The sequence below is a fragment of the Nonomuraea sp. NPDC001684 genome (assembly GCF_053596515.1).
Map to the genome: position 1 here is coordinate 1 of NZ_JBSFGJ010000099.1, position 25,810 is coordinate 25,810.

General features: G+C 72.8%; 19 protein-coding genes and 2 pseudogenes. 12 read left to right on the forward strand and 9 right to left on the reverse strand.

All coding sequences use genetic code 11. The features are described 5' to 3' along the window. From ACWCSD_RS19770 to ACWCSD_RS19805, 8 genes and pseudogenes are all read left to right on the forward strand, one after another. Positions 1-129 (forward strand): annotated as a pseudogene (locus ACWCSD_RS19770) (amidohydrolase family protein); the annotation flags it as partial. A gap of 4 nt (positions 130-133) precedes the next feature. Continuing rightward, positions 134-610 carry a nuclear transport factor 2 family protein gene (locus tag ACWCSD_RS19775; RefSeq protein WP_352357058.1) on the forward strand — a complete coding sequence of 159 codons (477 nt, stop codon included), beginning with the start codon at positions 134-136 and terminating at the stop codon, positions 608-610. Between the two features lie 28 nt (positions 611-638). Further along, complete coding sequence (locus tag ACWCSD_RS19780) at positions 639-1,757, forward strand: magnesium and cobalt transport protein CorA (RefSeq protein ID WP_397163816.1); 1,119 nt, start codon at positions 639-641, stop codon at positions 1,755-1,757. Positions 1,758-1,901: 144 nt separating this feature from the next. Next, positions 1,902-2,507, forward strand: a complete 606-nt coding sequence (locus ACWCSD_RS19785) for a TetR/AcrR family transcriptional regulator (RefSeq protein ID WP_397163815.1) — start codon at positions 1,902-1,904, stop codon at positions 2,505-2,507. A gap of 11 nt (positions 2,508-2,518) precedes the next feature. Next, positions 2,519-4,732: a glycoside hydrolase family 3 C-terminal domain-containing protein gene (locus tag ACWCSD_RS19790; RefSeq protein WP_449916677.1), complete on the forward strand. Its 2,214-nt coding sequence runs from the start codon at positions 2,519-2,521 to the stop codon at positions 4,730-4,732. Positions 4,733-5,230: 498 nt separating this feature from the next. Next, the gene (locus ACWCSD_RS19795; RefSeq protein WP_397163812.1) at positions 5,231-5,467 is read left to right on the forward strand and encodes a hypothetical protein; all 237 of its coding nucleotides are present in this window, start codon (positions 5,231-5,233) and stop codon (positions 5,465-5,467) included. A gap of 8 nt (positions 5,468-5,475) precedes the next feature. After that, entirely contained in the window at positions 5,476-7,524 is a 2,049-nt protein-coding gene (locus tag ACWCSD_RS19800; RefSeq protein WP_449916680.1) for a hypothetical protein, read from the forward strand. 17 nt (positions 7,525-7,541) lie between these two features. Then, the gene (locus ACWCSD_RS19805; protein ID WP_397163810.1) at positions 7,542-8,075 is read left to right on the forward strand and encodes a hypothetical protein; all 534 of its coding nucleotides are present in this window, start codon (positions 7,542-7,544) and stop codon (positions 8,073-8,075) included. Between the two features lie 56 nt (positions 8,076-8,131). Here the strand turns inward: ACWCSD_RS19805 and ACWCSD_RS19810 are convergent, their stop codons facing one another. Next, entirely contained in the window at positions 8,132-8,884 is a 753-nt protein-coding gene (locus ACWCSD_RS19810; protein ID WP_397163808.1) for an IclR family transcriptional regulator, read from the reverse strand. Positions 8,885-9,336: 452 nt separating this feature from the next. On the opposite strand from ACWCSD_RS19810, the gene ACWCSD_RS19815 reads away from it, so the two are divergent. Then, complete coding sequence (locus ACWCSD_RS19815; RefSeq protein ID WP_449916683.1) at positions 9,337-10,158, forward strand: fumarylacetoacetate hydrolase family protein; 822 nt, start codon at positions 9,337-9,339, stop codon at positions 10,156-10,158. Between the two features lie 540 nt (positions 10,159-10,698). Here the strand turns inward: ACWCSD_RS19815 and ACWCSD_RS19820 are convergent. The 8 genes from ACWCSD_RS19820 to ACWCSD_RS19855 form a co-directional block, all read right to left on the reverse strand. Beyond that, positions 10,699-12,213 (reverse strand): heparinase II/III domain-containing protein, encoded by a 1,515-nt coding sequence (locus ACWCSD_RS19820; RefSeq protein ID WP_449916686.1) that lies wholly within the window; start codon positions 12,211-12,213, stop codon positions 10,699-10,701. A 100-nt stretch (positions 12,214-12,313) separates the two neighbouring features. Continuing rightward, positions 12,314-13,384 carry a hypothetical protein gene (locus ACWCSD_RS19825; protein ID WP_449916688.1) on the reverse strand — a complete coding sequence of 357 codons (1,071 nt, stop codon included), beginning with the start codon at positions 13,382-13,384 and terminating at the stop codon, positions 12,314-12,316. Beyond that, positions 13,377-13,961 (reverse strand): RNA polymerase sigma factor, encoded by a 585-nt coding sequence (locus ACWCSD_RS19830; RefSeq protein WP_397163802.1) that lies wholly within the window; start codon positions 13,959-13,961, stop codon positions 13,377-13,379. Before ACWCSD_RS19830 ends, ACWCSD_RS19825 begins: the two co-directional genes overlap by 8 nt. Positions 13,962-14,304: 343 nt before the next feature. Then, entirely contained in the window at positions 14,305-15,255 is a 951-nt protein-coding gene (locus ACWCSD_RS19835; protein ID WP_449916691.1) for a winged helix DNA-binding domain-containing protein, read from the reverse strand. Between the two features lie 8 nt (positions 15,256-15,263). Then, the gene (locus ACWCSD_RS19840; RefSeq protein WP_449916694.1) at positions 15,264-17,297 is read right to left on the reverse strand and encodes a DUF3488 and transglutaminase-like domain-containing protein; all 2,034 of its coding nucleotides are present in this window, start codon (positions 17,295-17,297) and stop codon (positions 15,264-15,266) included. A 143-nt stretch (positions 17,298-17,440) separates the two neighbouring features. Beyond that, positions 17,441-18,541 (reverse strand): DUF58 domain-containing protein, encoded by a 1,101-nt coding sequence (locus tag ACWCSD_RS19845; protein WP_397163797.1) that lies wholly within the window; start codon positions 18,539-18,541, stop codon positions 17,441-17,443. Then, entirely contained in the window at positions 18,542-19,534 is a 993-nt protein-coding gene (locus ACWCSD_RS19850) for an AAA family ATPase (protein ID WP_449916698.1), read from the reverse strand. It lies immediately after the preceding gene. A gap of 13 nt (positions 19,535-19,547) precedes the next feature. Then, on the reverse strand, positions 19,548-21,689 hold the full coding sequence (locus ACWCSD_RS19855) for a fibronectin type III domain-containing protein (RefSeq protein WP_449916701.1): 2,142 nt from the start codon (positions 21,687-21,689) through the stop codon (positions 19,548-19,550). 151 nt (positions 21,690-21,840) lie between these two features. Between ACWCSD_RS19855 and ACWCSD_RS19860 the strand changes: the two genes are divergently transcribed. The 3 genes and pseudogenes from ACWCSD_RS19860 to ACWCSD_RS19870 all read left to right on the forward strand — a co-directional run. After that, on the forward strand, positions 21,841-23,040 hold the full coding sequence (locus ACWCSD_RS19860; protein ID WP_387664334.1) for a hypothetical protein: 1,200 nt from the start codon (positions 21,841-21,843) through the stop codon (positions 23,038-23,040). After that, positions 23,037-24,368: a hypothetical protein gene (locus ACWCSD_RS19865; RefSeq protein ID WP_397163794.1), complete on the forward strand. Its 1,332-nt coding sequence runs from the start codon at positions 23,037-23,039 to the stop codon at positions 24,366-24,368. The genes ACWCSD_RS19860 and ACWCSD_RS19865 overlap by 4 nt, the downstream gene beginning before the upstream one ends. A gap of 44 nt (positions 24,369-24,412) precedes the next feature. Further along, a pseudogene (locus tag ACWCSD_RS19870) lies at positions 24,413-25,810 on the forward strand (chromosome partitioning protein ParA); the annotation flags it as partial.

The window sequence follows — 25,810 nt, forward strand, 5'->3', positions numbered from 1 at the left end:
CTCGGCAGCGATTTCCCGACGATCCCGTACCCCTACGCGCACCAGCTCGACGCACTCGCCCGCCTGGACCTCGGCGAGCAGTGGCTGCGGGCGGTGTGCTGGGACAATGGTGCGGCCATGATTCGATAGCAAGGTGAACGATCGGCACGTGGCGCTCATCAGCGCCTTCTACGACGCTCTGGGCCGCGCGGACTTCGCGGCCATGGAGCGCTGCTACCACCCCGAGATCAGTTTCGGCGACCCCATCTTCCAGGAGGTCGAGGGCCGCGACCGGGTGATGGCGATGTGGCGGTTGCAGCTCGGCGTGCGCGACGGACTGAGATCCGGCTACCGCGACGTCCAGGCCGACGAGTTCAGCGGCTCGGCCCATTGGACGGCCAGCTACACCTTCTCCTCCACCGGCCGCACGGTCGTCAACGAGATCGACGCGCTGTTCAGGTTCGAGGACGACCTCATCGTCCGCCACCACGACGAGTTCGACTTCAGGCGCTGGTCCAGAATGGCTCTCGGCAGGCCGCAGGGGCTGCTGTTCGGCTGGACGCCGATGTGGCGCAAGACCATCAGGGACCGGGCGACCCAGGAGCTCGACAGCCTGGTGTCCTCGCAGTAGTCAGCACGGCAACCGGATCGGAGGGTGCATGGCCAGGGTGAAGGGGTTCAGGCGCAGCGGTGACCACCGCGAGGAGGCGCCGGAGCACTCGATGGACCCGCGCGCCACCGAGGAGCACCCCTACCGGCCCACCGTGATCGACAACGCCGTCTACCAGAACGGCGAGCGGGTCGACAACCCCGGCTCGCTCGCCGACGCCTTCGAACGCCTCAAGCAGATGCCGGACAGCATGGCCTGGATCGGCCTCTACCGTCCGAAGGAGTGGGAGCTGGTCAAGCTCGCCGAGGAGTTCGAGCTGCACGAGCTGGCGCTGGAGGACGCGATCGTCGGCTCCCAGCGGGCCAAGGCCGACCGCTACGGCGACACGCTGTTCGTGGTGCTGCGCGCCGCCCGCTACCTCGACGAGGTGGAGGAGGTGGCCTTCGGCGAGCTGCACGTCTTCGTCGGCCCCAACTTCGTGATCACCGTGCGCCACGCCGAGGCCCCCGACCTGCAGGGGGTGCGCAAGCGCATGGAGTCCGACCCCGACCTGCTGCGCCAGGGCCCGCAGGCCGTCCTGTACGCGATCCTCGACGCCGTGGTCGACGGCTACGCGCCGGTGGTGGCCGGGCTGCAGAAGGACATCGAGGAGATCGAGGTCGAGGTCTTCAGCGGCGACCCCTCGGTGTCGCGGCGCGTCTACGAGCTGTCCGGCGAGGTGATCGAGTTCCAGCGGGCCACCGCGCCGCTGGTGGGCATGATCCACGGCTTCATCGCCGGCGCCGCCAAGTACGGCGTCAACGAGGAGCTGCAGAGCTACCTGCGCGACGTCGCCGACCACGCGATCACGGTGACCGAGCGCATCTCGGCCTTCCGCCAGATGTTGCAGAACATCCTGGTGGTCAACTCGACGCTGGTGACCCAGGCCCAGAACGCGGAGATGGCCCGCATGACCGAGGCCAGCATCCAGCAGGGCGAGGAGGTCAAGAAGATCTCGGCGTGGGCGGCCATCCTGTTCGCCCCGACGCTGGTCGGCACCATCTACGGGATGAACTTCGACTTCATGCCCGAGACCCACTGGGTGTTCGGCTACCCGTTCGCGATCCTGCTGATGGCGGCGGTGTGCATGGTGCTCTACATGGTCTTCAAGCGCCGCGACTGGCTCTAGGGTCCACTGCGTCCGCCGCGGGCGTGGGCCGCGAAACTAACCACGTGGTAGATTCTTGGTCGAGCCGGTGGACGGCCGATCTCGCCGTACCCCGGCACGTTTGCGCAGCCCGCGTGCCCCCAGACCGCCAGAAAGGGCCGGCCGGTGACCGAACCGACGCCACGCCGAGGGCTCAAGGGCGAGCGCACGCGCGCCCGCATCCTCGACTCCGCCACAGAGCTGTTCTCGCGCTCGGGCTTCCACGCGGTGTCGCTGCGCGACATCGCCGCGCACGCGGGCATGACCCACGCGGGGCTGCTGCACCACTTCCCCGGCAAGGAGAGCCTGCTCATCCAGGTGCTCAGCCGCCGCGACGAGGTGGACGGCGAGCTGATGGGCGGCCCCGACGACGGGCTCTCGCCGCAGGAGCTGCTCGACCGCGCGGTCGCGCAGGTCGCCAGGAACATGGGCACGCCCGGCCTGGTCGGGCTGTACGTGAAGATCTCCGGCGAGGCCGCCGATCCCGGCCATCCCGCCCACGACTACTTCGTCCAGCGCTACCGCAGGCTGCGCCGGCAGGCCGCGTGGCTGCTCGGCGCCCTGTTCGAACGCGCCACGCCGCCGCTCGACCACGATCCCGACGCCGTCGCCCAGCAGCTCATCGCGCTCGTCGACGGCCTGCAGACGCAATGGCTGCTCGACCCGGACCAGGTGGACATGCGGGCCGCCGTCATCACCTTCCTCAAGCAACTAGGACTGCAGCCCAGATAACGAGGTGTCCCATGGCTCTTCCCCCCGACCTCACCACGGCAGAGAAGGCGTCGCTCACGTCCGGGAGCGACACCTGGCACACCACGGCCGTCCGCGACGCGGTGCCCGCGATCACGCTGTCCGACGGGCCGCACGGCATTCGCCGCCAGCGCGCGAACGCCGGCGACGCGCTCGGGCTGACCCGCAGCGAGCCCGCCACGTGCTTCCCGCCCGCCGTGGCCCTCGGCTCCTCGTGGGACCCGGCGCTGGCCCGCCGGGTGGGCGCTGCGCTGGCCAAGGAGGCCGCCGCGCTGGGGGTGGACGTGGTGCTGGGCCCTGGGGTGAACATCAAGCGGTCGCCGCTGTGCGGGCGCAACTTCGAGTACTTCTCCGAGGATCCGTACCTGACCGGGGTGATGGGGGCGGCGCTGGTCACGGGCGTCCAGTCGCGCGGCGTCGGGGCCTGCGTCAAGCACTTCGCGGTCAACAACCAGGAGACCGACCGCATGCGGATCAGCGCGGACGTCGACGAGCGCACGCTGCGCGAGATCTACCTGCCCGCTTTCGAGCACATCGTCCGGGAGGCCCGCCCGTACGCGATCATGTGCTCCTACAACCGCGTCAACGGCGTGTACGCCTCCCAGCACCGCTGGCTGCTGACCACCCTGCTGCGCGACGAATGGGGCTTCGACGGCCTGGTGATGTCGGACTGGGGCGCGGTCAACGACCGGGTGGCGGCCCTCGAAGCGGGCCTGGACCTGGAGATGCCGCCCACCGGCACCGACGGCCTGATCGAGGACGCGGTGCGCTCGGGCCGCCTGCCCGAGTCCGTGCTCGACCTGGCGGCGGGCCGCGTCGCCGGGCTCGCCGAACGCGTCGCCGGCCGCGAGCGGCACGACGGCTGGGACGTCGACGAGCACCACGAGCTGGCCCGCGAGGCCGCCCGCGCCTCCGCCGTGCTGCTGAAGAACGACGGCGTGCTGCCGCTGGCCCCCGGCCTGCGCGTGGCCGTGCTGGGCGAGCTCGCCCGCACCCCGCGCTACCAGGGGCACGGCAGCTCGCACGTGGTGCCCACCCGCCTGGACACCGCGCTCGACGCGCTCGGCCAGGCTGTCGAGAGGCTGACGTTCGCCCCCGGCTACCGGCTCGACGGCGAGGCCGACGCGGATCTGGCGCGGGAGGCGGTGGAGTGCGCGGCGGCGGCCGAGGTGGCGGTGGTGTTCCTCGGCCTGCCCGAGGCCGCCGAGTCCGAGGGCTTCGACCGCACCTCGACCGACCTGCCCGGCGTCCAGGTCGAGCTGCTGCGGCGGGTGGCCGAGGTGTGCCCGCGGGTGGTCGTCGTGCTGTCCAACGGCGGGGTCGTGTCGGTGGCCGGGTGGCGGCACCTCGCCTCGGCCGTCCTGGAGGGCTGGCTGCTCGGCCAGGCGGGCGGCGCGGCGCTGGCCGACCTGCTGCTCGGCACGCACAGCCCGTCCGGACGGCTCACCGAGACGATCCCGCTGCGCCTCGCCGACGTACCGTCCCACCTGCACTTCCCCGGCTCCGACGGCCACGTCGTGTACGGCGAGGGCCGCTACGTCGGCTACCGGCACCACGACACGCTGGGCACCGAGGTCGCCTACCCCTTCGGCCACGGGCTGACCTACACCCGGTTCGAGTACTCCGACCTGGACGTGCGCGAGACCGGCCCCCACACCTGGGAGGTCGCCTTCACCGTCGCCAACGCCGGCGACCGCCACGGCCAGGAGGTGGCCCAGCTCTACGTCGCCTTCGAGGCCGAACACCCCTCGCGGCCCCGGCACGGGCTGCGCGCCTTCGCCAAGGTCGGCCTGGCCCCCGGGGCGAGCGAGCGCGTACGGCTCGCCCTCGGGCCGCGCGACCTGGCGCGCTGGTCGGTGACGCGCGGCGGCTGGCGGATCGACCCCGGGCCGTTCACCGTCGAGGTGGGCGCGTCGTCACGGGACATCCGGCTGCGCGCGGAGCTGAGCACGCCCGGCGACGGATATGTGGGCGAGCTGAGCGAGATGTCCACGCTGGGCGAGTGGCTGGCGCACCCGGTGGGCGGCCGGGTGCTGAGGGAACGGCTCCGGCAGGCCCCGGGGCTGCCCGACCTCGACCGGACAGATTCGCCTCTGGTGGGGCTGGCGCTCGGCATCCCGTTGATCAAGTTCCGGACGTTCGGGATCGGGCTGACGGCCGACCTCGTCGCCGCCGCTCGGAGCGCGCTTCCGGGAGATGATCGCTAGGTCGTCCGATCCTCGCGGACTCCATGTGCGTCCGTTCTCCTGAAGGACCCGCCTCCCCGGCACCCCCATCTCCCCAGCCCCACCAGCAGCACCGGGCACCGCCTGGCGACTGAGCGAGCGGCGCCCCCCTCCTCCCCGAAGAACCCCCTTCACCCCCCACCCAGCCTCACCACCAGCCCTTCCACGCGCCCCCACCCGCGACCCACCTGAGTCTTTTGGCCCCTCACCCGACCCCCACCCGCCGCCACCTCCAGCCCCCCACCCAGCGCTCATCTCCCCTCACCTGACACCACCCCAAGACTTCCCCCTCCCTGCCATTCACCAAATACAACCGAATAACGCATTTAGCCTCTTTATCATCACAAACCTTCACCCAATTCATCAGCCCAGAGCCGAATCACGCGAGGACTCCTTTTTCATTTCACCGGCGCCGACGCGGCGGGCTAATATTCCATCGACCACCCCTCCCCCGCCCCCAAAGCGCAACGAAATCGGGTGATGATGGCGACGCAGCACGAAATAACCGCCGCCCGGCGTCACATCGAACGACTGCGCGACGAACACGCCAACGACCTGACCGCTCTGATCCGCCTGGTGGACGGCGGCGCGCTCAAAGGCCCCGCCGGCGACAGGCTCGCCACCGACCTGCGCACCTGGGACCACGGCTTCAAGGACCTGTTCACCCGGGCCCTGAGGCTGCTCGACACGCTGCACCCGTCCGAGCCCGCCTCATGACCCCTCCCGTGGGCATCGACCCCGCCCTGATGACCCAGCTCATCAACGGCATGAAGCGAGCAAGCAGCACACTCCCCGACATCGGCCTCCAAGTCGAACGAGCCCTCACCGCCCTCGGCGTAGCCCTGTGGGGGCCGGCCCAGCTGTCGACCATCGGCCGCCGGCTGCACGACCAGATCCCCACACTCCAGGGCCGCCTCGACCTCATCCTCGCCACCCCAGACCGGCGCCCCGGCGAAGACGGCGTCCTCTGGGCCGACGAATCCCCATGGCTGTCGAAGTCCCCCTCCGAAGGCGCGGCCGCGGCCACCACACTGGCCGCCCGACTCCGTACGCAAATCGCATCCCATTCACTCGACGCAGAATCCGTAGCCGAACTCGAACGTCACAAGAACGACCCGTTCTTCGCCGTGGCCTTTCTCACCCTGATGCCGCCGCGTGAACTCAAATCGCTCATCGCCCGCGCGTACTCCTACGACCTCCCGCCCGGCGACCGCCCCCTCCTCTACGACACGGCCACCCAGGACCGGTTCCTCACCATGCTCAGCACCCTGCTCGGCACCGCATCCCACGGAGTCGGCCGGGCGCGCCTGGCCGCCGACTACGCCGACCGCCTGATCGAGGACATCGACCATCCCCAGGACGCGTTCGCCGTCAAGAGACTCCTCCAGGACGGCGACTTCGACCACACCTTCCTGCTCACCCTGGTCCGCAAACTGCACGACCTGGACCTCGCCCATCCCCCCGACCCGTCCCTCCCCCGAGACCCCTGGACGCTCCCCGGCCCCAAAGACATCTCCCCCGGCGACCTCAGCCCCATGGGCGCCGCCCTGATCGCCCTGGCCCACCACCCCGCCGTGGCCCAGGACTTCTTCACCGACCCCGCCCGCAAACCCCTCGCCTACCTGATGCGCACCCACCCCTGGCTGGGCGACGCCGACGCCGACCTCGGCTGGGCCATCCAGGCCGCCACCACAGAATTCCGCGACCACGACCTGCCACCGGGCGGGTCACGCGGCTACAAGTCCGCCCTGATCGCCTCCTGGGCGGTCCGCTTCTGGAGCGACCCCAAGGTCCAGACCAACCTCCCCTCCACCCGCCCCCACCTCGGCACCATCCTCAGCCAGTACATCGGCGACGTACACCGCTCCGCGCAAATCTTCAGCAAGGAGGTGCCGGGTGTCGTAAGCGGTCTTGATCCGGCCAAGGAACTGCACGGTTGGAAACCCTATGGTTCGAGGTTCGACGCGGATGAGATCCATAAGGCCATGACATGGGCCTTCGAGGACGAAGAAACATTCCGGGCCGTCGCCGCTGCACATGGCCTGTACGCCGCCAGGATGCTGGACGAACTCGCGGCCAAGGTCGCCACAGAGGTGGAACGCGACTTCATTACATGGCAAGAGGCACACCCGGAGGCAACACAGCAGCAGCGAGACAACATGCGCCAGGACATCCTGGAGGAGCGCATGGCGCGTAGCGGAGGGGCGGAGTTCACCGCAGCGGTGGGGAGTCTCGGCATGACGACCTGGTTGATCATCAATGCCGCCAACATTTCCTCGATCGCAAAGGCGAAAGCGGTCGACGTCCGCTTGAACTCTTTCAAGAGGTTGACCGAACAGGTGGTCGGGCTGATCCCGATGCCATCGGGGAAGTTCGTCGGACTCATGGCCGACACAGCCAAGGGGTTGATGTTCGACAAGGTTTCACCGAGTTATGAGGAGCAGGCTCGCCAGGACGCCGACACCGCGCTGGGCGCGGCCAAGCACATGTTCACCGATCTGACGGCTTCTGTAATGATGCGCCACGGCCTCTTCGGAAAGGCTTCCGCCCAGACTCACCCGTACTACTACGAGGATTTCTCGCCTGGCACGCCAGGGCATTTCATTACGAACAGGTCCATTAAACCGTGGGCCGAGATGAACGCCGAACAACGTTCCGCCTACGATGAGTGGCTGTCACTGCCCGTGACTGCCCGCGTCTTTGGCCAGCCCGATGTCGCCATCGCACTCAGTTTCAAGGCAGCGGAAAAGCACTATGGCGGGCATGGCTCATGAGAAGGAAACTGTGGCTGATGTTCATTGCCACCCTCCTGCCACTCATGGCGGCATGCTCATCACCGCCCGACACGGCATCGGACACCCGGCCGCTCGGGAACATTACCGCTAGCCCGCGCGAGTGTGACTTGATCTCGGCGAACGCCATCCAGATCGCCACCGGCTTCAAGGATTATCGGGCCATCGGTACAAGAATGAGCGGAGGGCGGCAGTTCGCGTCCTGCTCGGTTGTCGACGGTCTTGCCTTGGAAGGCGAGCTAGGGTTGGTCATCAAGGTCCATGAGCCGTCTCCGGTCAGCCCCGAAGGACTCGAGAACACGAAAGTGGCCACTAGGGGAACCGACCTACCTGCTGGACTGCGACCAGGATTCGCGTCACGACGCAAGGATGCCACCGGCCAAGTGATCGATTTCGTCTACGGCTGGACTCCTGACTACCAGCGTCTCCTCAGCATCGAAGTGACGGAAGGGGCGCCGGGGAGGGATTCGTTGGCGGATGCGGTGGAGTTTTTTCGGCAGCTCAAGCCGCTGCTGCTCACGTCGTCGCGATAGTGGGTTGCCTTGTGGTGGTCGGAGCAGGTGGGCGGCTGTCCAGGGCCTCCGGCGGATCAGGTGGGGAAGTTGGTGAGGTGGGGTTCGGCCTCGGTTATGGATTGGCGGAGGTCGGTCAGGAGGGACGGGAGGCGGTCGGGGGTGTAGCGGGCCGAGGGGATCGAGATGGACAGGGCTCCCACGGGGGTGCCGCGGCCGTTGCGTAGCGCCGCTCCGACCGCCGAGACGCCCTGTTCCGTGTCGTCGAGGTTGAGGGCATAGCCGCGGGGGCGGATCTCGTCGAGTTCGCGGAGCAGGGACGCGCGTTCCTGCTCGGGCAGGTCCTGGTAGAGGTCGGCGAGCTGGTCGCGGGGCAGCGAGGACAGCAGGACCTTGCCGCCGGAGGCGCGGTGGGCGGGCAGGATCGTGCCGCGGCGGTCGCCGACGTACAGGATCTGCGGGGACTCGATGCTGTCCAGGAAGCGTACTTCGGTGCCCATTCTGACCATGAGGTTCACGGTCTCCCGGACGCGGGCGCTCAGGGCCTCCATGGCGGGCCGGACGTGTGCGCGCAGCTCGCGCAGGGACGAGCCGCCGCCGTCGCCCGCCGCCGGGCCGAGGAAGGGGCCCGGCAGGTAGGTGTGGTGCTCGTCCTGGACGGCGAAGTCGCGATAGACCAGCATCGCCAGCAGGCGGTGCGCGGTCGAGCGGGCGATGCCGAGCTCCTTGGCGACGTCGGTGACCTTGAGACGTCCTTGGTCGCGCAGCATGTGGAGGAGAAGCAGCGCGTTGTCGACCGAGCCCAGGGGGTACGCGGGCTTGTTCTTCACAGCAGAACGCTAGTGCAGTACGCGGAATTACTCCCTAGCGTTGGGCAGCATGAATCCCGATGAGACGTTGTACGTGGACGTCGCTGTCGTGCATCTGTCCTGTTCTGGGCGCAGGTCGGCGACTTGATGCCCGTACGTCCTGGGTTCAGGGCGCGGCTGCATGGGAGACGCTCCATCCGACGGCTCAACGGGCGGTCCAGCGGACGGGTGAGGTGGGTTCGGTGGGTGGGGGTGGCGAGCGGCGGGCCGTCGTGCCGGCCCGCACCGGTCTGGACGGTCTGCCGGGTGTCACCGCGGCCTTCGAGGCGGGCATCCGGTGCCCTGGGGCTGCTGTTGCCTGAGCACCGCTGCATCCGGGGGCGCGGTTGGTTCAGGCGCGTGGGCCGGTTCGAAGTGTTCTGTTTTCCGACACGCCCTCTTGAGGGCCTGCACCAGTATCGAGAGGAGCTCGAGTGAAGCTCGCGACGCTGCGACTGCCGCGCCGTACGGCCGCCGTCCGGATCGACGGGGAGCACGCCGTTGAGGTCGGGGCGCCCGACGTCGGGATGTTGCTGGCCGACCCGCGCTGGCGGGAGGTGGCCGCCGCGGCGGACGGTGCACGGCATCCGCTGTCCACGGCCGACCTGGCGCCCGTGGTGCCGGTGCCGGGGAAGATCATCTGTGTCGGGCTCAACTACCGCGATCACATCCTGGAGATGGGACGGGAGTTGCCGCGGTATCCGACGGTGTTCGCGAAGTTCGCCGAGGCGCTGATCGGGCCGTACGACGACATCGAGCTGCCCGCGGTGTCGGATGCCATGGACTGGGAGGGTGAGCTGGCCGTGATCGTCGGGTCGGAGGTGCGCGACGCCTCGCCTGAGGAGGCCGAGGCGGCCATCGCCGGGTACTCGGTGCTCAACGACGTGACGGCCAGGGACTACCAGAACCGTACGGCGCAGTGGCTGCAGGGCAAGACGTTCGAGGGGACGACGCCGTTCGGGCCCTTCCTCGTCACACCGGACGAGGTCAGCGGGGCGATGACCCTGGAGTGCGAGGTGGACGGGGAGGTCGTGCAGCAGGCGGACACGGCCGGCCTGGTGTTCCCGCCGGCTGAGCTGATCGCGTACCTGTCGCAGGTTCTCACGTTGCGGCCGGGCGACGTCATCGCGACCGGCACGCCCGGGGGCGTGGGCCATGCCCGGAAGCCGCCCCGGTATCTGATGGACGGGAGCAAGGTCGTCACCCGGATCGCGGGGGTCGGCGAGCTGGTGAACACGGCTCGACGCCTGGCCTGACCCGGCCTCACTCCCGGACCGCCTCGGCCCGACCTGCTCTCGCTGGGCGACGACCTATTTCGCCGGTTGCATGTGGGCGGCCGACCTCGACCGTCTCTCGGTGCTGCCGGGGTGCGTGGGGGCTCGGCGGCCGTCGTGGGCCTCTACCGAACTGCACGAGGGTTCGGCAGAGGCCCGAGAGACGGAACGCAGGGGCGGTCCCCGTGGGCGGGTGCAGTGGCGGTCCCGGCGGACGAGTGGGGTGGCCGGCAAGGCGCGCGGTGGCCTCCCGCCTGCGGGTGTCGTGGCGGTACCAGTGGACGGGGGCAGTCGGGGCGGTGAGCCCTGGGGCCGGTCCCAGGTCGGTACGTGGGGCAGGGCCGCCTGGTCCTTCCCCGGTGACGATGTGCGGGCGGTGATGCGGTGTCTGGTGGGCGACATCGCGCGCCCGGTGCCGTGGTTCCTGGTCCGGGGGCGTGCGCCGGGTCGTAGGGGTGTGCGAGCCGGTCGTGGGGGCTGGTGGTGACGAGGGTGCGGTGGCTGGGGTGCACGGGTTGCGCGTCAGGGAGGAGGGGGCCATGGCAGGGGTAGGTGGGTGGTGGCTGGGGTGTCGGTGCCGGGGAGGATCATGGTCAGTACCTCGGCTGCGCTTCCTGACGTGACCGTCACCGCCTCCGCCGTGCGCAGGTAGCCGGTGGAGACCGTCGTGGTCCCCACCTCCATGCCCGACGCGGGCCGCTGGAGCAGCGTGACGCGCCAGTCGCCGTCGCCGAGGACCACGGCGTCCGTCCGCCGTTCGACCAGTCGTAGCGCGGGGTCGAAGTGCCACAGGCTGCGCAGCGTCCCGGACGGGACCGAGTCGCGTACGGCCATCACGTCCTCGCCGTGCCCGACCAACACGCGGCGGGTCCTGGTCACCCCGTAGGCGTCGTCGGCCAGCTCGAACTCCTGGCGTCCGGGGGCGAGGTCGGCGTGCACCAGGCGGGTGGCCGTGCCGGGACGGAAGTCCCCGTCCGGGACGGGCACGTTGTGGGCCTGCGGGGTACGGGTCCAGGCCGCGTACTCGGTCCGTTCGTAGGAGTGGAACCCGGCCTCGACCAGGATGCGGCGGCCCTGGGCGCTGTAGGTGACGCCGAGGTGGTCCTCGTGGCCGTGCAGGCGGCGGCCGGGGCCGAACCTGATCGAGTAGTGGGCCGAGCGCGGGTCGTCCCAGGCGGTCCTGCCGAAGACGTATCCGGCGTCGAAGACGCGTACGAGAGGGCCCTCGTGGGGGAAGCCGGGGGCGCGGGTGTCGGCCGGGCTGTCGCCGATGGGGGTCAGGCAGCCGTCGGGCTGGGTGGCGTGCGCGATGTAGCCCTCCAGGGCGGTCCGGCGGGCGGCGAGGCGGGCCGGGGGCTCGGCGCCGCTCTCGCTGATCGCGCGCAGGGCCACGCCGAGGCGGCGGTGCACGTACAGGCCGTAGCGGGGGGCCTGTTCGTGCAGCACGCCCTGGGCGTCGACGGCCAGTTCGGCGGACCCGGTCATCCTGCGTACGGCCAGGTCGCGCCACTTGGCGCGGCCGAGGCGGCAGCCGATGAGCAGCAGCCCGATGTCCTGGTCCAGCCCGTGGTTGTGACCCGCGCGGTAGAGCGCGGGGTCTGCCAGGACCTCGCCGTGCTCGGCCAGGCTCGCCCACAGCCGCGGGGTGCGCACGTGCTCGCTCAGGCAGACCAGCACGGGCGCGCGCAGGGCGACGGCGTGCTCGGCCCACGCCCACGGGCTCAGCTCGTGGCCGCCGCGCGGGTTCCGGCTGATCCACTGCGCGGTCACGTCGGCGGCGCGCTCCAGGCAGGCCCGCTCGCCCGTGCGCTCGTACGCGGCGACCAGCCGGCCCGCCCAGCGCAGCGTGTGCAGGTTCAGCGCCCAGGAGCGGTTGCCGTACGGGTCGGCGGTCCAGTCGATCTCCGTGCCGAGGTCGGCGGGTGGCAGGCCGGCGAAGCGGACCCGTCCGTCCATCACCTCCGCGACGTCGGCGGCGGGGAACTGGTCGCTCAGGCAGATGGCCCTGCCGGTGGTCGTGCGGGCACGCCAGAACACGTCGCGGCTCCTGTTTCGGGGCGCGCTGAACTCGCCGCGCGGCGGTCACGCGCCTGCCGGGGTGGGGTCAGTGCAGGTCAGGGGTGAGAGGGAAAGCGGCTCAGTGCAGGTTGGGGGCCTGGTCGGTCCAGCCTGCCGTGAGGACGATCTGCGAGCTGCCGGTCCCGCCCGCGTCGGCGCCGGCGAGGACCTGGGAGGTGGCAGGATCGATGATCAACGTCCGCCGGACGCCGGTGGGGAGCGGATAGCTGAACGCCTCCCCGGGACGGCCCAGCGGGTCGGCGCGACCGCCCAGGTAGCGGACGTCGGGCAGGTCGGCCAACGCCCGGTAGGCGGCCGCGCGTACGGCGGGAGGTGACGGCTTGCTCCACAGCAGGCCGCTGAGCGCGTCGGCGAGCAGGCCCGCCGAACCGGCGGGCAACATCGCGGCCACCCGCTCCTTGAGCGCCGCGGCGTCGGCGGGCAGCTCCTGGATCTGGCGGAACGTCAGGTCGCGGCCCGCCATGGTGAACGGCGCCCGGCCCGTCACCGGGACGACCCGCCCACGCCCCGCACAGCTTCCCTCATGGGCCGGTCCCGAGGAGGGCGCGGGGGTGGCGACGCGGCCCAGGTGCGACGTGGAGGCGGCAGGGGTGGAGGTGGGAGCCGCAGGGGTGGGAGTGGAGGTGGGGGCCAGGGTGGAGGTGATGGTGAGGGCGGAGCTGGGGGCCGGGGTGGCGGTGCAGGTCCAGGCTCGGCCGTCTCTGGTGGCCCAGAGCTCGGTGAGGCGGTCGCCGTCGTGCAGCCGGCTGATGTGCCAGTAGGTCGCCTGCTGCCCGGAGGCCGCCGTACTGGCTGCCGCGAGCAGGATCGAACGGCCCGGCACGGCGGACGGCGTCCCTCTGACCAGCATGAGGGCCACGGCGAGAGCGGCGGCCGTGGCCAGGGAGAGCGCCGACAGCCGCGTCAGGCGCCGGCGGCGGCGCGCGGCCGCCACCCGCCGCCACACCCTGGCCTGGGCGTAGGGTGCGGGCGCCGGATGCCCGTACAGGTCACGGACGACCCGCAGGTCGTCACCGCCAGGGAACGAGCGCGGGTCAGGAGCGGGCCCGGACTGCTCGGGAACGGAGGACGAACGCGGGTCGGGAGCGGAGCCGGGCTGCTCCGAGACGGGAGGGCGGGGGTCAGCCATGGGTGGGCTCCAGGACGTGCGTGCCGAGCAGGCCGCGCAGCTTCTTGCGGGCCCGGCTGAGCCGCGACCCCACGGTCCCGTACGGGATGCCGAGGACGGTGGCGATCTCGTCGTGGCTCAGCCCGGCGAGCGCGACGAGCAGCAGCACGTCGCGGTCGCGCCGGTCGAGCTCGGCCAGGGCGGCGGCCAGGTTGGGACGAAGGCTCTGGGCGCTGACCCGCAGGGCGACGGCCTCCTCGTGGCCGGGCGCGTCGCCGTCGGGACCGCAGCGTCCGAGCGCCCGCAGCGTGCGGGCCTCCAGCCGGCGCTGCTTGCCGATGAGGTTCGTGGCGATGCCGTAGAGCCAGGCGCGCACGCCCGCCCGCGACGGGTCGTAGTGCGCGCGCTTGCGGAAGGCGGTCAGGAAGGTCTCGGCGACGATGTCCTCGGCGTGGTCGGGGCCGAGCCGCTGGGCGACGTAGGCGTGGATCTCGCCGAAGTACCGGTCGAACACCTCCTCGAAGCGCTCGTCGAGCGTGCGCTCGCCGGGCGCGCGGGCGGCCCACGGCACCGCCGTCGCGATGGTCTCCCCCGTCATGTCCAGCCTCCGTGCGTCAAGTGGTTCTTCTCTTATCACCCGATGCGCCGGATCGCTTTCACGACAATTCACTCCCAACGGTCACATGCCTTTCTTCCGGGTAGGCGGATGGCATGGGGGAGCTGGTCATCGCCCTGGCCGGGGTGGGATCGCGGGGGTTGCCGGTGCTGGAACGGCTGCTGGTCCGGCTGGCCGGGCTCGACCGCGCGGTGCCCGTGCGGGCGTTCGACGCGGCGGGCTGCCGTTCCTGGCCCGGCCGTCCGTGCCCGTCTTCCCGGCGCCGGCGGTGCCGACGCCGTGACCGCCGCCCTGCTCGGCCAGGAAGAGTGCGGCGAGGACGCGGTCAGCGGCCGCCGAGGAAGCGGCGGACGTCCTCGATCTCCGCCCGGACCGGTTCCTCGGGCAGCTCACCGAACGGCTGCACGCTCACCTGTGCGCCCTTCCTGGACCACACGCCCGCGACCGTCCCCCCGGCCAGCACGACCGGGCGCAGGACGCCGCCGCCGGGGAACACCTTGGCGGCGTGCTCGGAAGCCAGGACGCCGTCCCGGCCGCGCCAGCCCATCAGGAACTCGTCGAAGGCGGGCACGAGGCGCAGCACGGGCTCGATGGGCTCGGGCGGGTCCTGGGCGGCGCTCGTCCGCCAGGCGGCGCGGGCCTCGCCGAGCGGCAGGCCGGACCAGGCGGCCAGGTCCTCGGGGGTGGCCGGGTGGTGGGCGCGGCGGTAGCGCACGGCCAGCTCCTTCAGCGCCTTCCCGCGGTCGGGCTCGGGCACGACGGGCGCGCCGAGCCAGTCGCCCGCGTGCACGTACGTCGGCTTGCCCGCCCTGGACGGGCCGAGCACCGCCAGGCCGTGATGGGCGGCCAGCGCCATCAGGTGCACGACGCCCTGGCCGCGGGCCCGTCCGGCGAGGCGTTCCGTCAGCTCGGCCTTGGTCAGCGGGCCCTGGCCGGCGAGCGCGTTCACGGCGAGCGGGAGCAGGTCGTCGCCCGTGACGCCCTCCTGCCGCAGGCGGCGCAGGGCCGCGGTGTCGCTGCTGGTGAGGGTGTGGATCCAGGGGAGGTCGTCGGCGTGCACGAAGTGCAGCGTGCCGCGCGGGCCCCACGTCCTGACGATCTCGCGGGCCCGCCAGGCGGCCTCGATGCCGGACGGTGTGAGGGTGGCCGAGCGGGCGCGGAAGGCGAGCAGGGCGGAGGGCACGTCCTGGGCCTGGATCGCGGTCAGGTGCCGGACGACGTCGGCCGCGGTGAGGCCGGGCGGGCGGTGCAGGAGCTGGGCCTCGACGCTTCTCATGGACGGGATCATCGCAGGAGGAGGCGGTCGCGCAGGCGGGTGGGGAGGGGGGTGCGCGAGCGGGCGGCGCGGCGGACGGCGTCGCTGCTGTCCCATGCGCGGGCGGCGTCGGCGTCGGTGACGTCGTCGGGGGCGTACCGGACGAAGTTCGAAATTTCGGCCAACGGCCTGAGATGAGTGGTGATGTCGGGTGGCTGACCGGTCAGGACGTCCTCGGCGGTCAGCGTCCGCCTGCCGCCCAGCCGCAGGTCGTCGCAGGTCTGCCGCCAGGCGCCGAGCACCCGGTCGCCGGGCGCCCCGCCGCGTCTCCTGGACCGCCTGCGCCACCAGGGCAGCACGGCGGCCGTCGCCGCGTACGCCACCAGCAGGCCCCCGCCCACGGCGGCGGCGAGCACCCAGGGCGACGGCCCGCCGCCGGGCCGCGCGCCCTGTTCCCCGGCCTTCGGGCGGACCGTGCCGGACCGGTCGCCGCCCCCGCGCGTGAACTCGCCCTCCAGCTGCTCGCTCTCCTTGATCGACGAGGAGACGACGTCGTGGTCGTCCTTGGCGCCGCTGCGGCCGGGCGTGGGGTAGAACGGCCGCCAGCCCAGCCGTTCGAACTTGATCTCCGCCCACGCCATGACGTGCCCCGACCTGACGTGGTAGACGCCCCCGGACGCCTGTCCCGGCCGGAAGCCCACCACCACCCGCGACGGCAGCCCGAGCGTCCTGGCCATGAGCGCGAACGTCGCCGCGAACTGCTCCGAGGTGCCCCGGTGCGTGGTCCGCAGGAAGAACTCCAGGCCCTTGAGCGAGTGGCCGGGCGGCGCGGTGACGTCGTAGGAGGCGCTGGTGCGCAGGTAGCTCTGCAGCCGGTACGCCTGCTTGATCGGCGCGTCGGCGCCCTTGGTCGCCTCCTGCGCGAGCTCGCGGAACAGCTTCTCCTGCGGCCCGGGCGGGAACGCGGTCAGCGCGGCGTCGTCGTGCGCGGGGGTGGCCGCCAGCAGGTCCTCCTTGGACGGCTCCGGCACCCTGGACGTCACCTCGTAGGCGAAGCCCTTGCCGGGACGCCTGCCGGTTCCCGCGGCGGGGTCGGCCAGCAGGGCGCCGCTCTGCGGGTCGGCGGCCAGCCCGGGGACGCCGTCGACTTCGACCGGCCGTTCGGCGGCGGGCAGCCACGTCCCCGGCAGCCCGGTGAAGGTCACCCGCTGCCGGACGACCCGGGCGGCCCCCGTCCACTCCCCCTCCGGGACCCGGCCGCCCGTGGGACGGAAGCGGGCCCCGGACGTCCAGCGCACGCCGTCGTAGCGGTCGAGCACGGCCAGCCGCCAGTTGAGCGGCTTGTCCGCCTTGACGGTGAACAGCTCCCTGTCGGGGATCTGCAGCCAGCCCGACACGCGGTCGAGCGGGCTCACGCTGTCCACCCGCCGGGGCGGCGGCAGATCGGCGTCCTGCCTCGGGTCGTACGGCTGCGCCGCCACGGGCAGCAGCGGCCCCACCACCAGCGCCAGTGCGGCCAGGACGGCGGCGGCGGGCAGGCCGCCGAGCAGCCAGAGCGGCGAGCGGTCGTCGCGGACCAGGGCGAGGGCGGCGACGAGCACGAACAGGGCGGCGGCGACCGGCAGGTTTGAGCCCTCGCCGTCCACGCCGAGCAGCAGCGCGGCGGCGAACACGGCCAGGGCCGGGACGGCGGCGACGATCCTGGTGCGGGTGCGGGTGAGGGTCTCGGCGCCGATGACGGCGGCGGCCCAGACGAGCGTGTGCACGAGGACGAGCAGGCGCGGCTCGGGCTGGGCGGGGAGCAGTGTGGTGAGCAGCGCGTGCCAGGCGTCGGCCACGTCGGCGAGCACGCCGGGGGCCAGGCCGTGGTAGAGCGGGATCGTCCCGGCGAGCCAGGCGACGAGGTCGAGCGCGAGCGCGAGCCACAGGGGCCGCCGCGCGGTGAGCGCCGCCACCAGGACGGGGGCGACGGCGGCGGGCACGATCGCGAGCAGGAGCTCCGCGCCGGGGAAGACCCGGTGGAACCCCCACCCGGCGACCCCGGCCACGGCCGCCACCACCACCAGCCCGACGCCTCCCCGCCACCCCACCCCGGACGCGCGCGCAGAAGGGACAGGGGCGGGCGCGGGCGCAGAAGGGACAGGCGCGGGAGAAGCGGGGGCGGGAGCGGGAGAAACCGGAGCGGGCGCGGGGGGTTGTGGAGGTGTCATCGGGGGGTCCAGGCGAAGGGGAGGGCGGCCAGGTCGGTGAGGGGGATGACCGTGACGCCGGGCACGCTCACCGACCCCGGACCGGTCAGCACGCAGATCACCCGGTCGAAGCGCCGCCGGACCCCCGCCGCCCGTCCCGCCTCGGCCGCGTCACCGGTGACCAGCACCAGCGACCCGCCGCCGCGCGCCACCCGCATGATCTCCCCCACGCCCGCCGAGCCCGGCCGCGCCAGGGCGAGCCGGTCGAGGATCGCGTCGGGGTCGGCGTCGGCCTTGGCGTCGGCCGCCGCCCGCTCGCCGGCCAGCACCCGCACCGGGAACCCCGCGCGGGCGGCCGCCACCGCCACGGACGCCGCCGCGTCGACCGCCAGTTCGGTCAGCTCCCGCGTGTCCAGGACGACGGTCGTGGTGGGCAGGCTCGCGTCGATGAGCTGGCGGACCATCAGCGTGCCGGTCCTGGCGCTGGAGCGCCAGTGGACGTGCCGCAGGTCGTCGCCCACGACGTACTCGCGCAGGGTGTGGAAGGTGACGGTGCCGCTGGGGGCGTTGTCGCTGGTGGGCCCCTCCAGGTGGTGGGCCCGGCCGGACGGCGGCACGGACAGCGCGACGGTGCGCGGGCGGACCAGGAGGGTGACGGCGTCGCCGTACCGTCGCACCCGGCGCGTGAGGCCGAACGGGTCGGCCCGGACCAGCAGCAGCGGCCCGACCGGGATCTCGCCGCGCACGTCGGTGGGCAGCGGGTAGGAGACGGTGCGCGCGGCGTTCCTGGGCAGCCGCGGCAGGCCGATCAGGTGCTCCGACGTCCCGACTCGGTCCTGGACGCGCAGCCCCGACAGGCCGCGCCGGCCCCGGTTGACCACGTTCAGCACCGCGACCGCCGCCTCGCCCCTCGGCACCTTGAGCGGCGTCACCTCGCGCCGCACCTCCAGGTCGGGCGCGGGGGCCGTCCAGGCGAGGGCGGCGGCCAGGGCGAGCACGCCGCCGGTGGCCAGCACGACCGGCTCGGGGTAGCCGAGGGCGAAGCCCGCCGCGTAGAGCGCCGCCGAGCCCGCGAGCGTGGCCCACCCGAGCGGGGTGAACAGGGCCGTGAGCCGCATCTACGCCGCCTGCGGCACCGGCATCCCGGCGAGGATCTCGCCGAGCGCGGACGCCGCGCCGATCTCGCGCAGCTCGGCCTCCGGGGTGACGATCAGCCGGTGCGCCAGCACCGGGACGGCCAGCGCCTTGACGTCCTCGGGCACCACGTAGTGCCGTCCGGCGGCGGCCGCTCTGACGCGGGCGGCGCGCAGCAGCGCGAGGCTTCCCCGGGGGCTCGCGCCCAGCCGCAGGTGCGGGCTGGTACGGGTGGCCGCGCACAGCCCGACGATGTAGTCGTAGACCGGGTCGGCCACGTGGATCCGGGAGGCGAAGTCGATCATCCCGGCCACGTCCGTCGCCCGCGCCACCACCGGCAGCCGCTCGACCTGCGGCCCGGTCGGCCCGCCCTTGAGCACCTCGACCTCCGAGACGTGGTCGGGGTAGCCGACGGAGATCTTCATCAGGAACCGGTCGAGCTGGGCCTCGGGCAGCGGGTACGTGCCGTCCATGTCCACCGGGTTCTGCGTGGCCACCACCAGGAACGGCCGCGGCACCGGGTGCGGCTCGGCGTCCACGGTGACCCGGCGCTCCTCCATGACCTCCAGCAGGGCCGACTGGGTCTTGGGCGAGGCCCGGTTGATCTCGTCGGCGAGCACGATGTTGGCGAACACCGGGCCCTGGTGGAACTCGAACTTCTGGTGCGCCTGGTTGAAGATCGACACGCCGGTGATGTCGCTCGGCAGCAGGTCGGGGGTGAACTGGATGCGCCGCCACTCGGCGTCCACGCTGGCCGCGACCGAGCGGGCGAGGGTGGTCTTGCCGGTGCCCGGGACGTCCTCGACGAGCAGGTGGCCCTCGGCGAACAGGCAGATCAGGGCCAGTTCGACGGCCTCGCGCTTGCCGCGGACGACGCGCTCGATGTTGCCGGCCAGGAGCTGGAACCGCTGGGCGAACTGGCCGGCCAGGGCGGCGGGCTGCTGGGCCACCTGGTCCGGGTAGTTGTACTGGGTCAACCGGTCCCCCTCCTCAGTCGGTGCACTCGAAGAGCGGCGGCGCCGGGAACGAGCCGCGGGGCGTGGTCATGAGCGTCTCGCTCAGATAGGCCACGCCGCCGTTCCACTCGATCCTGTTCCAGACGTCGCTGGTCTCCTTGCTCTCGTCCTCCGTGACGCTCTGGCCCTTGACCTGGCAGATGACGGTGATCGAGAGGTACTGCCCCTTCGGGATGCGGCCCGCCTCGCCGGTCTTCGTCGCGGCGGGGCGGACCAGCGTGTCCACCACGTTGTTGTTGGCGTTCTTGTACTGCTGCCTCGGGTAGGTCAGGTCCACCTCGACGGAGGCGACGTCCGGGCTCTCCCCCGCCTGGTTCGTGGCCTTGAGCTTGAAGGCGTACTTCGCGTTGTTCTTCAGCCCGTCCACGCTGAACGACGTCCCCTTGATCGCGTCGTTCGCGACCGCGCCGCTGAGCTGGTAGGTCACGCTCGGGTCGCCGTTCTCGGGGGCGCTCCAGGTCAGCTCGGCGCCCCGGTTCCTGGGCCTGGCGGCGAAGTTCGACGGCGCCGCGGGCGCCACGCAGGGCCTGGCCCCCGCGCTCCGCTCCGACTCCACCTCACCGCCCGGCCAGTGGGCGACGACGACGAAGGTGTACTCCTGGGCGCAGTCGCCGCCGGTGAACTCGAACTGGAAGGGCCCGTCGGCGTTCACCGACTGCGGTTCCGGCCGTCCCTCGCCGGACGCCTTGAGCGTGTAGCGCTCGACCTTGCCGCCGGTGGACGGGCTGAAGGTGACGGTCACCCGGCCGGGGCCCGACCGCGCGGTCACCGCGCCGGGCGCGCCGGGGGCGGCGGTGGGCGTCGGTGTCGGAGTCGGGGTCGGGGTGGTCGTGGTCGTGGGGGTCGGCGTGGCCGTCCTGGCCGGGTGGCGGGGCCGCTCGGTCTGCTTCGTCCTGGTCGGGTCGGGTTCGCTGGTCTCGGGCGGATCGTCCGGAGGCGGGTCGGGGATCGTGGGGTCGGGGCGCGGGGTCTGCTTGGGCTTGGGGGTGTTGGTCGGCCCCGGCACGTCGGAGTCGTCCTTGTCCACGTCGTGCCTGCGGCCCTCGGGGTCGATGACCAGGGCCTTGTCGCCGTTCTCGTCGTTGGCCCAGAGCAGGCCGTCCTTGACGAACACGTCCACCGGGCCCGGCCCGTCCGCCACCTGGAGGGTGGTGGGCCGCCCGCCGGCGGCGCTGTCCCAGACGATCAGCGCGCCACGGCTCTTGTCCGGTACGTACACCTTCGACCCGAGCACCTGCGGCACCCCGAGCCCGGCGGGGTCGTCGGTCGCGAACCTGGTGCTGAGCACGGCGTTGGAGGAGGTGTCGAGCACGACGAGCAGCCCCGAGCCGCCCGGCGTCAGCACCGGGACGAGCGGGCCCTCGGTCGAGGCCGGGGTGAGCACGCCGCCCTTGGCCGCCCGCGCGACCTCCTTGGGCAGGGCGATCTCGCCGACGCCGCCGTCCGCGCCGACGGTGACGGCGGTGGCGGCCCGCGTGTTGACCACGACGGGCAGCCCGCCGGCGATGGTCACGGCCAGTTCCTCGCCCGGTTCGCCCACCTTGACGGGGGTCGCGGCGACGCCGCCGGACACCGGCACGACCTGGCCCCTGGCGGTCACCGGCACCCAGAGCCTGCCGCCGCCGTCGATCCTGGCCGCGCCGAGCGGGCCGGGCAGAGTGATGGGCGCGCCCACGGCGTTCAGCGTGACCGGGTCGATGCGCTGGACGCGGCCAGCCGCCGGATCGACGGCGTAGGCCGTGCCGCCGGAGACGGCGAGCTGCGTCCCGGCCGCGCCGAGGTCGCGGGTCTGGGTGACGGTGAGCTGGCTGGGCTCGACCCGGCTGACGAAGCCGGTGCGGTCGTCGACGAGCAGCACGTTCGTGCCGTCCTGGACGACGCGCAACTGCTTGCCGGCCTTGTCGTCGAGGTAGCCGTCCACCTCGCCCGACAGGCCGTTCACGTGCACGACCCTGCCCTTGGCCTTGGTCCACAGCCACGCGCCGACGTCGGCCAGCTCCGGATTGGCGCTGGAGACGCCCACGCCGAACCATGCCGCCGCGGCCACCAGGAGCACGGCCGCCCCACCGGCCATCAGGGCCGTCGCCCGGTCCCCGCCGAGCACACGGATGGACAACCGTTACTCACCCCGTATGTGCGATCACAGAGAGTTTGCCCCGCTTTAACCTGGATCACCCTAGCGGGCGGGAGTCCCATCCGCGTCCGTACCGGCTGGTAGCCCGCGCCGGGTTCCGTGTCTGTCGGTGTGAAGCCGTACCTTAGTGCGCGTGTCCGAACAGCCCCTGACCCTCGACGCCGCCCTCTCCGAGGAGGCGGTGCTGTCGACCTACCGCCGCATGTTCGCCGCGCTGGCCCGCGACAGCGGCGCGGTGGTCGACGACCCCGCCCTGGTCGACATCGCCGAGACGCTGTTCGCGGCGTTCGCCGAGGCGGGCGAGGAGTGGCTGACGCACGAGCAGATGCGCTTCGCCTGCCGGGCCTACCCCAGCGACCAGTTCGACAACCGGCTGCGGGTGCTCAAGGGGCTCGGCGCGATCCGCGAGGTGTTCCCCAAGCCCAACCAGCTCCGCTACCGCGCCTCCTTCACCAGCGTCGTCGGCCTGATGTTCATCCGCCGCATGATGGACGACGGCGGCCAGTCCGAGATGCACCGCCTGCTCGCCCTGGAGGACCTCAACGTCGCCGACCCCCGCACCACGAGCGAGGAGGCCCGGCAGAGCGCGGTCAACCTGGCGCGCGCGTTCCGGCTCTGGGCCCTGGAGCTGATCACGCTGACCACGGGCACCATCGAGGAGCTGCGCGAGCAGGCCCCCAAGCTCTGGGGCACCGAGGAGATCGCCCGGCGCGCCCAGGGCCTGCACGGCACGATCCTGACCCGCTGGCCCGAGCTCGACCGGGTCTGCACCGACCTGCGCGCGTCCATCTACTCCTACAGCGACGCCTCGCGCCGCGCCGCCGGCCGCCTGGCCGACTCGGCGGGCACGACCCGCAACCTGACGCTGCTGCCCACCGAGACGTGGCGCACGTTCGCCCAGACCGCCTCCAAGGAGCGGCTGGCCTCGGTGCTCGACGGGTTCGTCTTCGACGCGCCCGCGCCGTGGCACGATCCGGCCGCCGTCGCGCGGGCGGTCGACGAGGCGCCGCGGCCGGCTCCGGTCCAGCCCACTCCCCCGCGTTCGGCGCTGCCCGACCCCGGGCCCGAGGGCTCGCTCGACTCCTCGCCGGGGGCCGCCGTCGAGCGGCTCACGCAGGTGGCCGAGTCGCTGCTCGGCGCCGCCTCCCGGGTCGCGCTGGCCGACGTGATCGGCTCCGACTGGCCCGCCGCCCGCCGCCTGCTCGCCGACCTGACCACCGCCGACCTGCGCCCCGAGCTCCCCTACCGGCTCACCTGGTCCGACGGCCTGACCGTCGACCCCGACGGCGAGCCCGCCTGGCTGTCCCACGGCTACCTGGAGCGCACCTCATGACGTCCACCGGTTCTCCGGCCTCCGAGCGCGGCCGGTCCGCCGGTCAGGCGCTCGCCCACGCGCGGGCGCGCTCCGGCGGGCCGCTGCGGCTGGGGGCGGGCGTGCCCGCGCCCGCCGGGATGACCCGCCTGACCCGGCCCGACTCCACCGGGCACGCGCTGCCGGTGTGGCCCGACGGGGTGACACCGTCGCTGCTGGAGGAGTACCAGATCGCCGCCGTCCCGGTGGAGCGGGCCGGCGAGACGCGGCGGGTGCTGGCGGCCACGCTCAAGTGCTGCTGGAACGATCTCTCCGTCGATCCGTGGCCCGGCGACCCGGCGCCCGTCGAGCTGGTGCTCGACACCTACCGGGCGCTGATCGGGCGCACCGACGACCTGATGCGCAACTGGGCGCGCGGCGCGCTGCGGCGGCTGCACGACTCGGCGTGGATCGTCCTCGACGACGGGGTGGTGACGCTCGGGCCGCGCTGCGCGCTGTGGCCGGCGGAGTCGCACGCCCAGTTGCAGGAGCTGGTCCGCCGCCTGCCCGAGCCCGAGCGGCCGGAGCTCACCGTGGTGGGCGACGCCGACATCGTGGCCGCGGCGGTCCTGCCCCTGCCCGGCGCGGGCGGGCGGGCCGAGCTCGGCGTGGCCGAGTTCGACGACCTGCTGGGCGCCTACGACGAGCGGCGGCGGGCCGAGCTGGTGGCCGCGTTCATGGTGGTCGAGCACGCCGCCGAGCCGGTCGCCGAGGGCCGCTTCGCCGCGCTGCGCGACCCGGCGCTGCGCCACACGCTCGGCGAGATGCTGGCCCGCCGCGGCCGCGTCCTCATCCAGCTGCGCGAACGCTGGACCTCGGGCTACGACGACACCCACACGGCCGCCCTGGCCCAGCCCCCGTCCCCCGCTCCCGAGCCGGAGGCGGTCCTGGAGACGGCGGGCGCGGCGGCGGCGGATCGCCCGCCGGCGGTCGCGGCGGGCGCGGGGCTCGGCGTGAGCGAGCGGGCGGTGCTGACGCTGGTGCTGGTCCACTCTGTCGCGATCCCCCGGGCCGAGGGCCTGCTGCCGGAGGACTCCTGGCTGTCGCCGCACCCCACCCCGGTCGAGGAGCTGCGCCGCCACACCCAGGTCCCGATCGGCGAGCTGGAGTCGGCGCTGCGCACGCTGCGGCACGCCGGTCTGCTGGCCCAGGTGAAGGCCGGCGAGGAGGCGGGCGGCTACGTCCCCGGCCCGCAGTTCCACCGGCTCACGCCGGCGGCCCGGCGGCGGCTGCAGGAGGAGCTGATCCTCGCCGCCGGCCCGCACACGCCGCTCGCGGCGGCCGTACGCGCCCGCAGGTCGGCGCAGTGAACGTCATGACAGATGGAAGGGTTACGGGGGTTCGGGTGTCGCAGATGGAGAACGTCGTCGGAGACCGGGTGCTGATCGCCGTGCAGGCGGTCAACATCTCACGGCTCTCGACCCATCCGGTGCCCACGGTCCCCGGCACGCTGATCGTCGTAGCGGGCGCGGGCCCCAAAGACTCCAACGGCGCGGGAAAGTCGTCGTTCATCGCCTCGATCACGGCGCTGCTCGGCGACGAGCAGTGGCGCTTCGCCTCGGGCGCCAAGGCGGTCTCCGAGCTGCTCTTCAACGCCGAGCTGGCCAGCGGCGCGGGCGCCCGCCAGTGGGCGAGCGCCGACCACGGCTACATCGTGGGCGTCTTCGGCCCGCCCGGCATGGACTCCTTCGCCCCGCCGCCGGCCGCGCCCGAGCCGTCCGCCGCGCCCGACCTCACCCTGACCGAGGAGGGCGAGGCGGGCGAGGAGGGCGAGCAGGACAGCGGGGAGCTGTTCGAGGTGCCCGACACCTCGGGCGGCGCGATCACCGTGTGGCTCAAGGTCAACCAGGAGGCTCCGCACCTGGAGATCCGCTGGCGGGAGGGCGTCCATCTGGCCGCCTCGCCGTCCGAGGCCGAGCGGGTGGCGCGGGCCGACGAGATCTGGGCGTCGCTGCCGAGGTCGGCGGGCAAGCGCGACGTCGTGGCCCGCGACCTGACCAAGGTGCTCTACGGCGACCGGGTCAGGTGCGTGTCGTTCCTGTCCACGTCCGTGCGCAGCAAGGTCGCCACCAACCTGCTCTCCCAGCCGCTCAACGAGATCTCCCCCGAGCGCGTCTTCGAGGCCATCGCGGCGCTCACCGGCCTCGACGCCGAGCTGGAGCAGGAGCGCGAGGCCCGGCGCGACGAGCACGCCAAGCGGGTGCGGGCGGCGCAGGCGGCCGACCGGCTGGCCGAGTTCGAGGTGGAGTCCAAGGCGCTGCTCGGCACGTTCGACCGCCGCGACCAGGCCCGGGTGCGCCTGGCCGAGGCGTTGCGCTGCTGGCGCGGCAGGCAGGCGCGCAAGCTCGCCGACGCCGCCGCCAAGGACGAGCTGCTGGCCGCCGACCTCGGCCGCCACCGCGCCGCGGGCGAGTCGGCGGCCGAGGAGATCGCGCTGGTCAAGGCCGAGATCGCCACGCTGCGCGAGGACACGCTCGACCGCCAGGTGTCCCAGGCCCGCAAGGAGCTGGCCGCCCTGCAGGCCCGTACCACCAAGCTCGACGCCGACCGCGCGGTGGCCGAGAACTCCGCCGACGAGCTGCGCGCCGCGATCCCGGCGCTGGAGGAGACCCGCAGGTTCGCCGACGGACGCGACGTGCCCGCCGCCGAGGCCGAGCTGCGGCAGGCCGGGCTCCGGCTCAACGAGGCGCTCAAGGCGCTCGGCGTGGCCGACCAGGAGGTGTCCTCGGCGCGGGCGGCGCTCGACGACGCC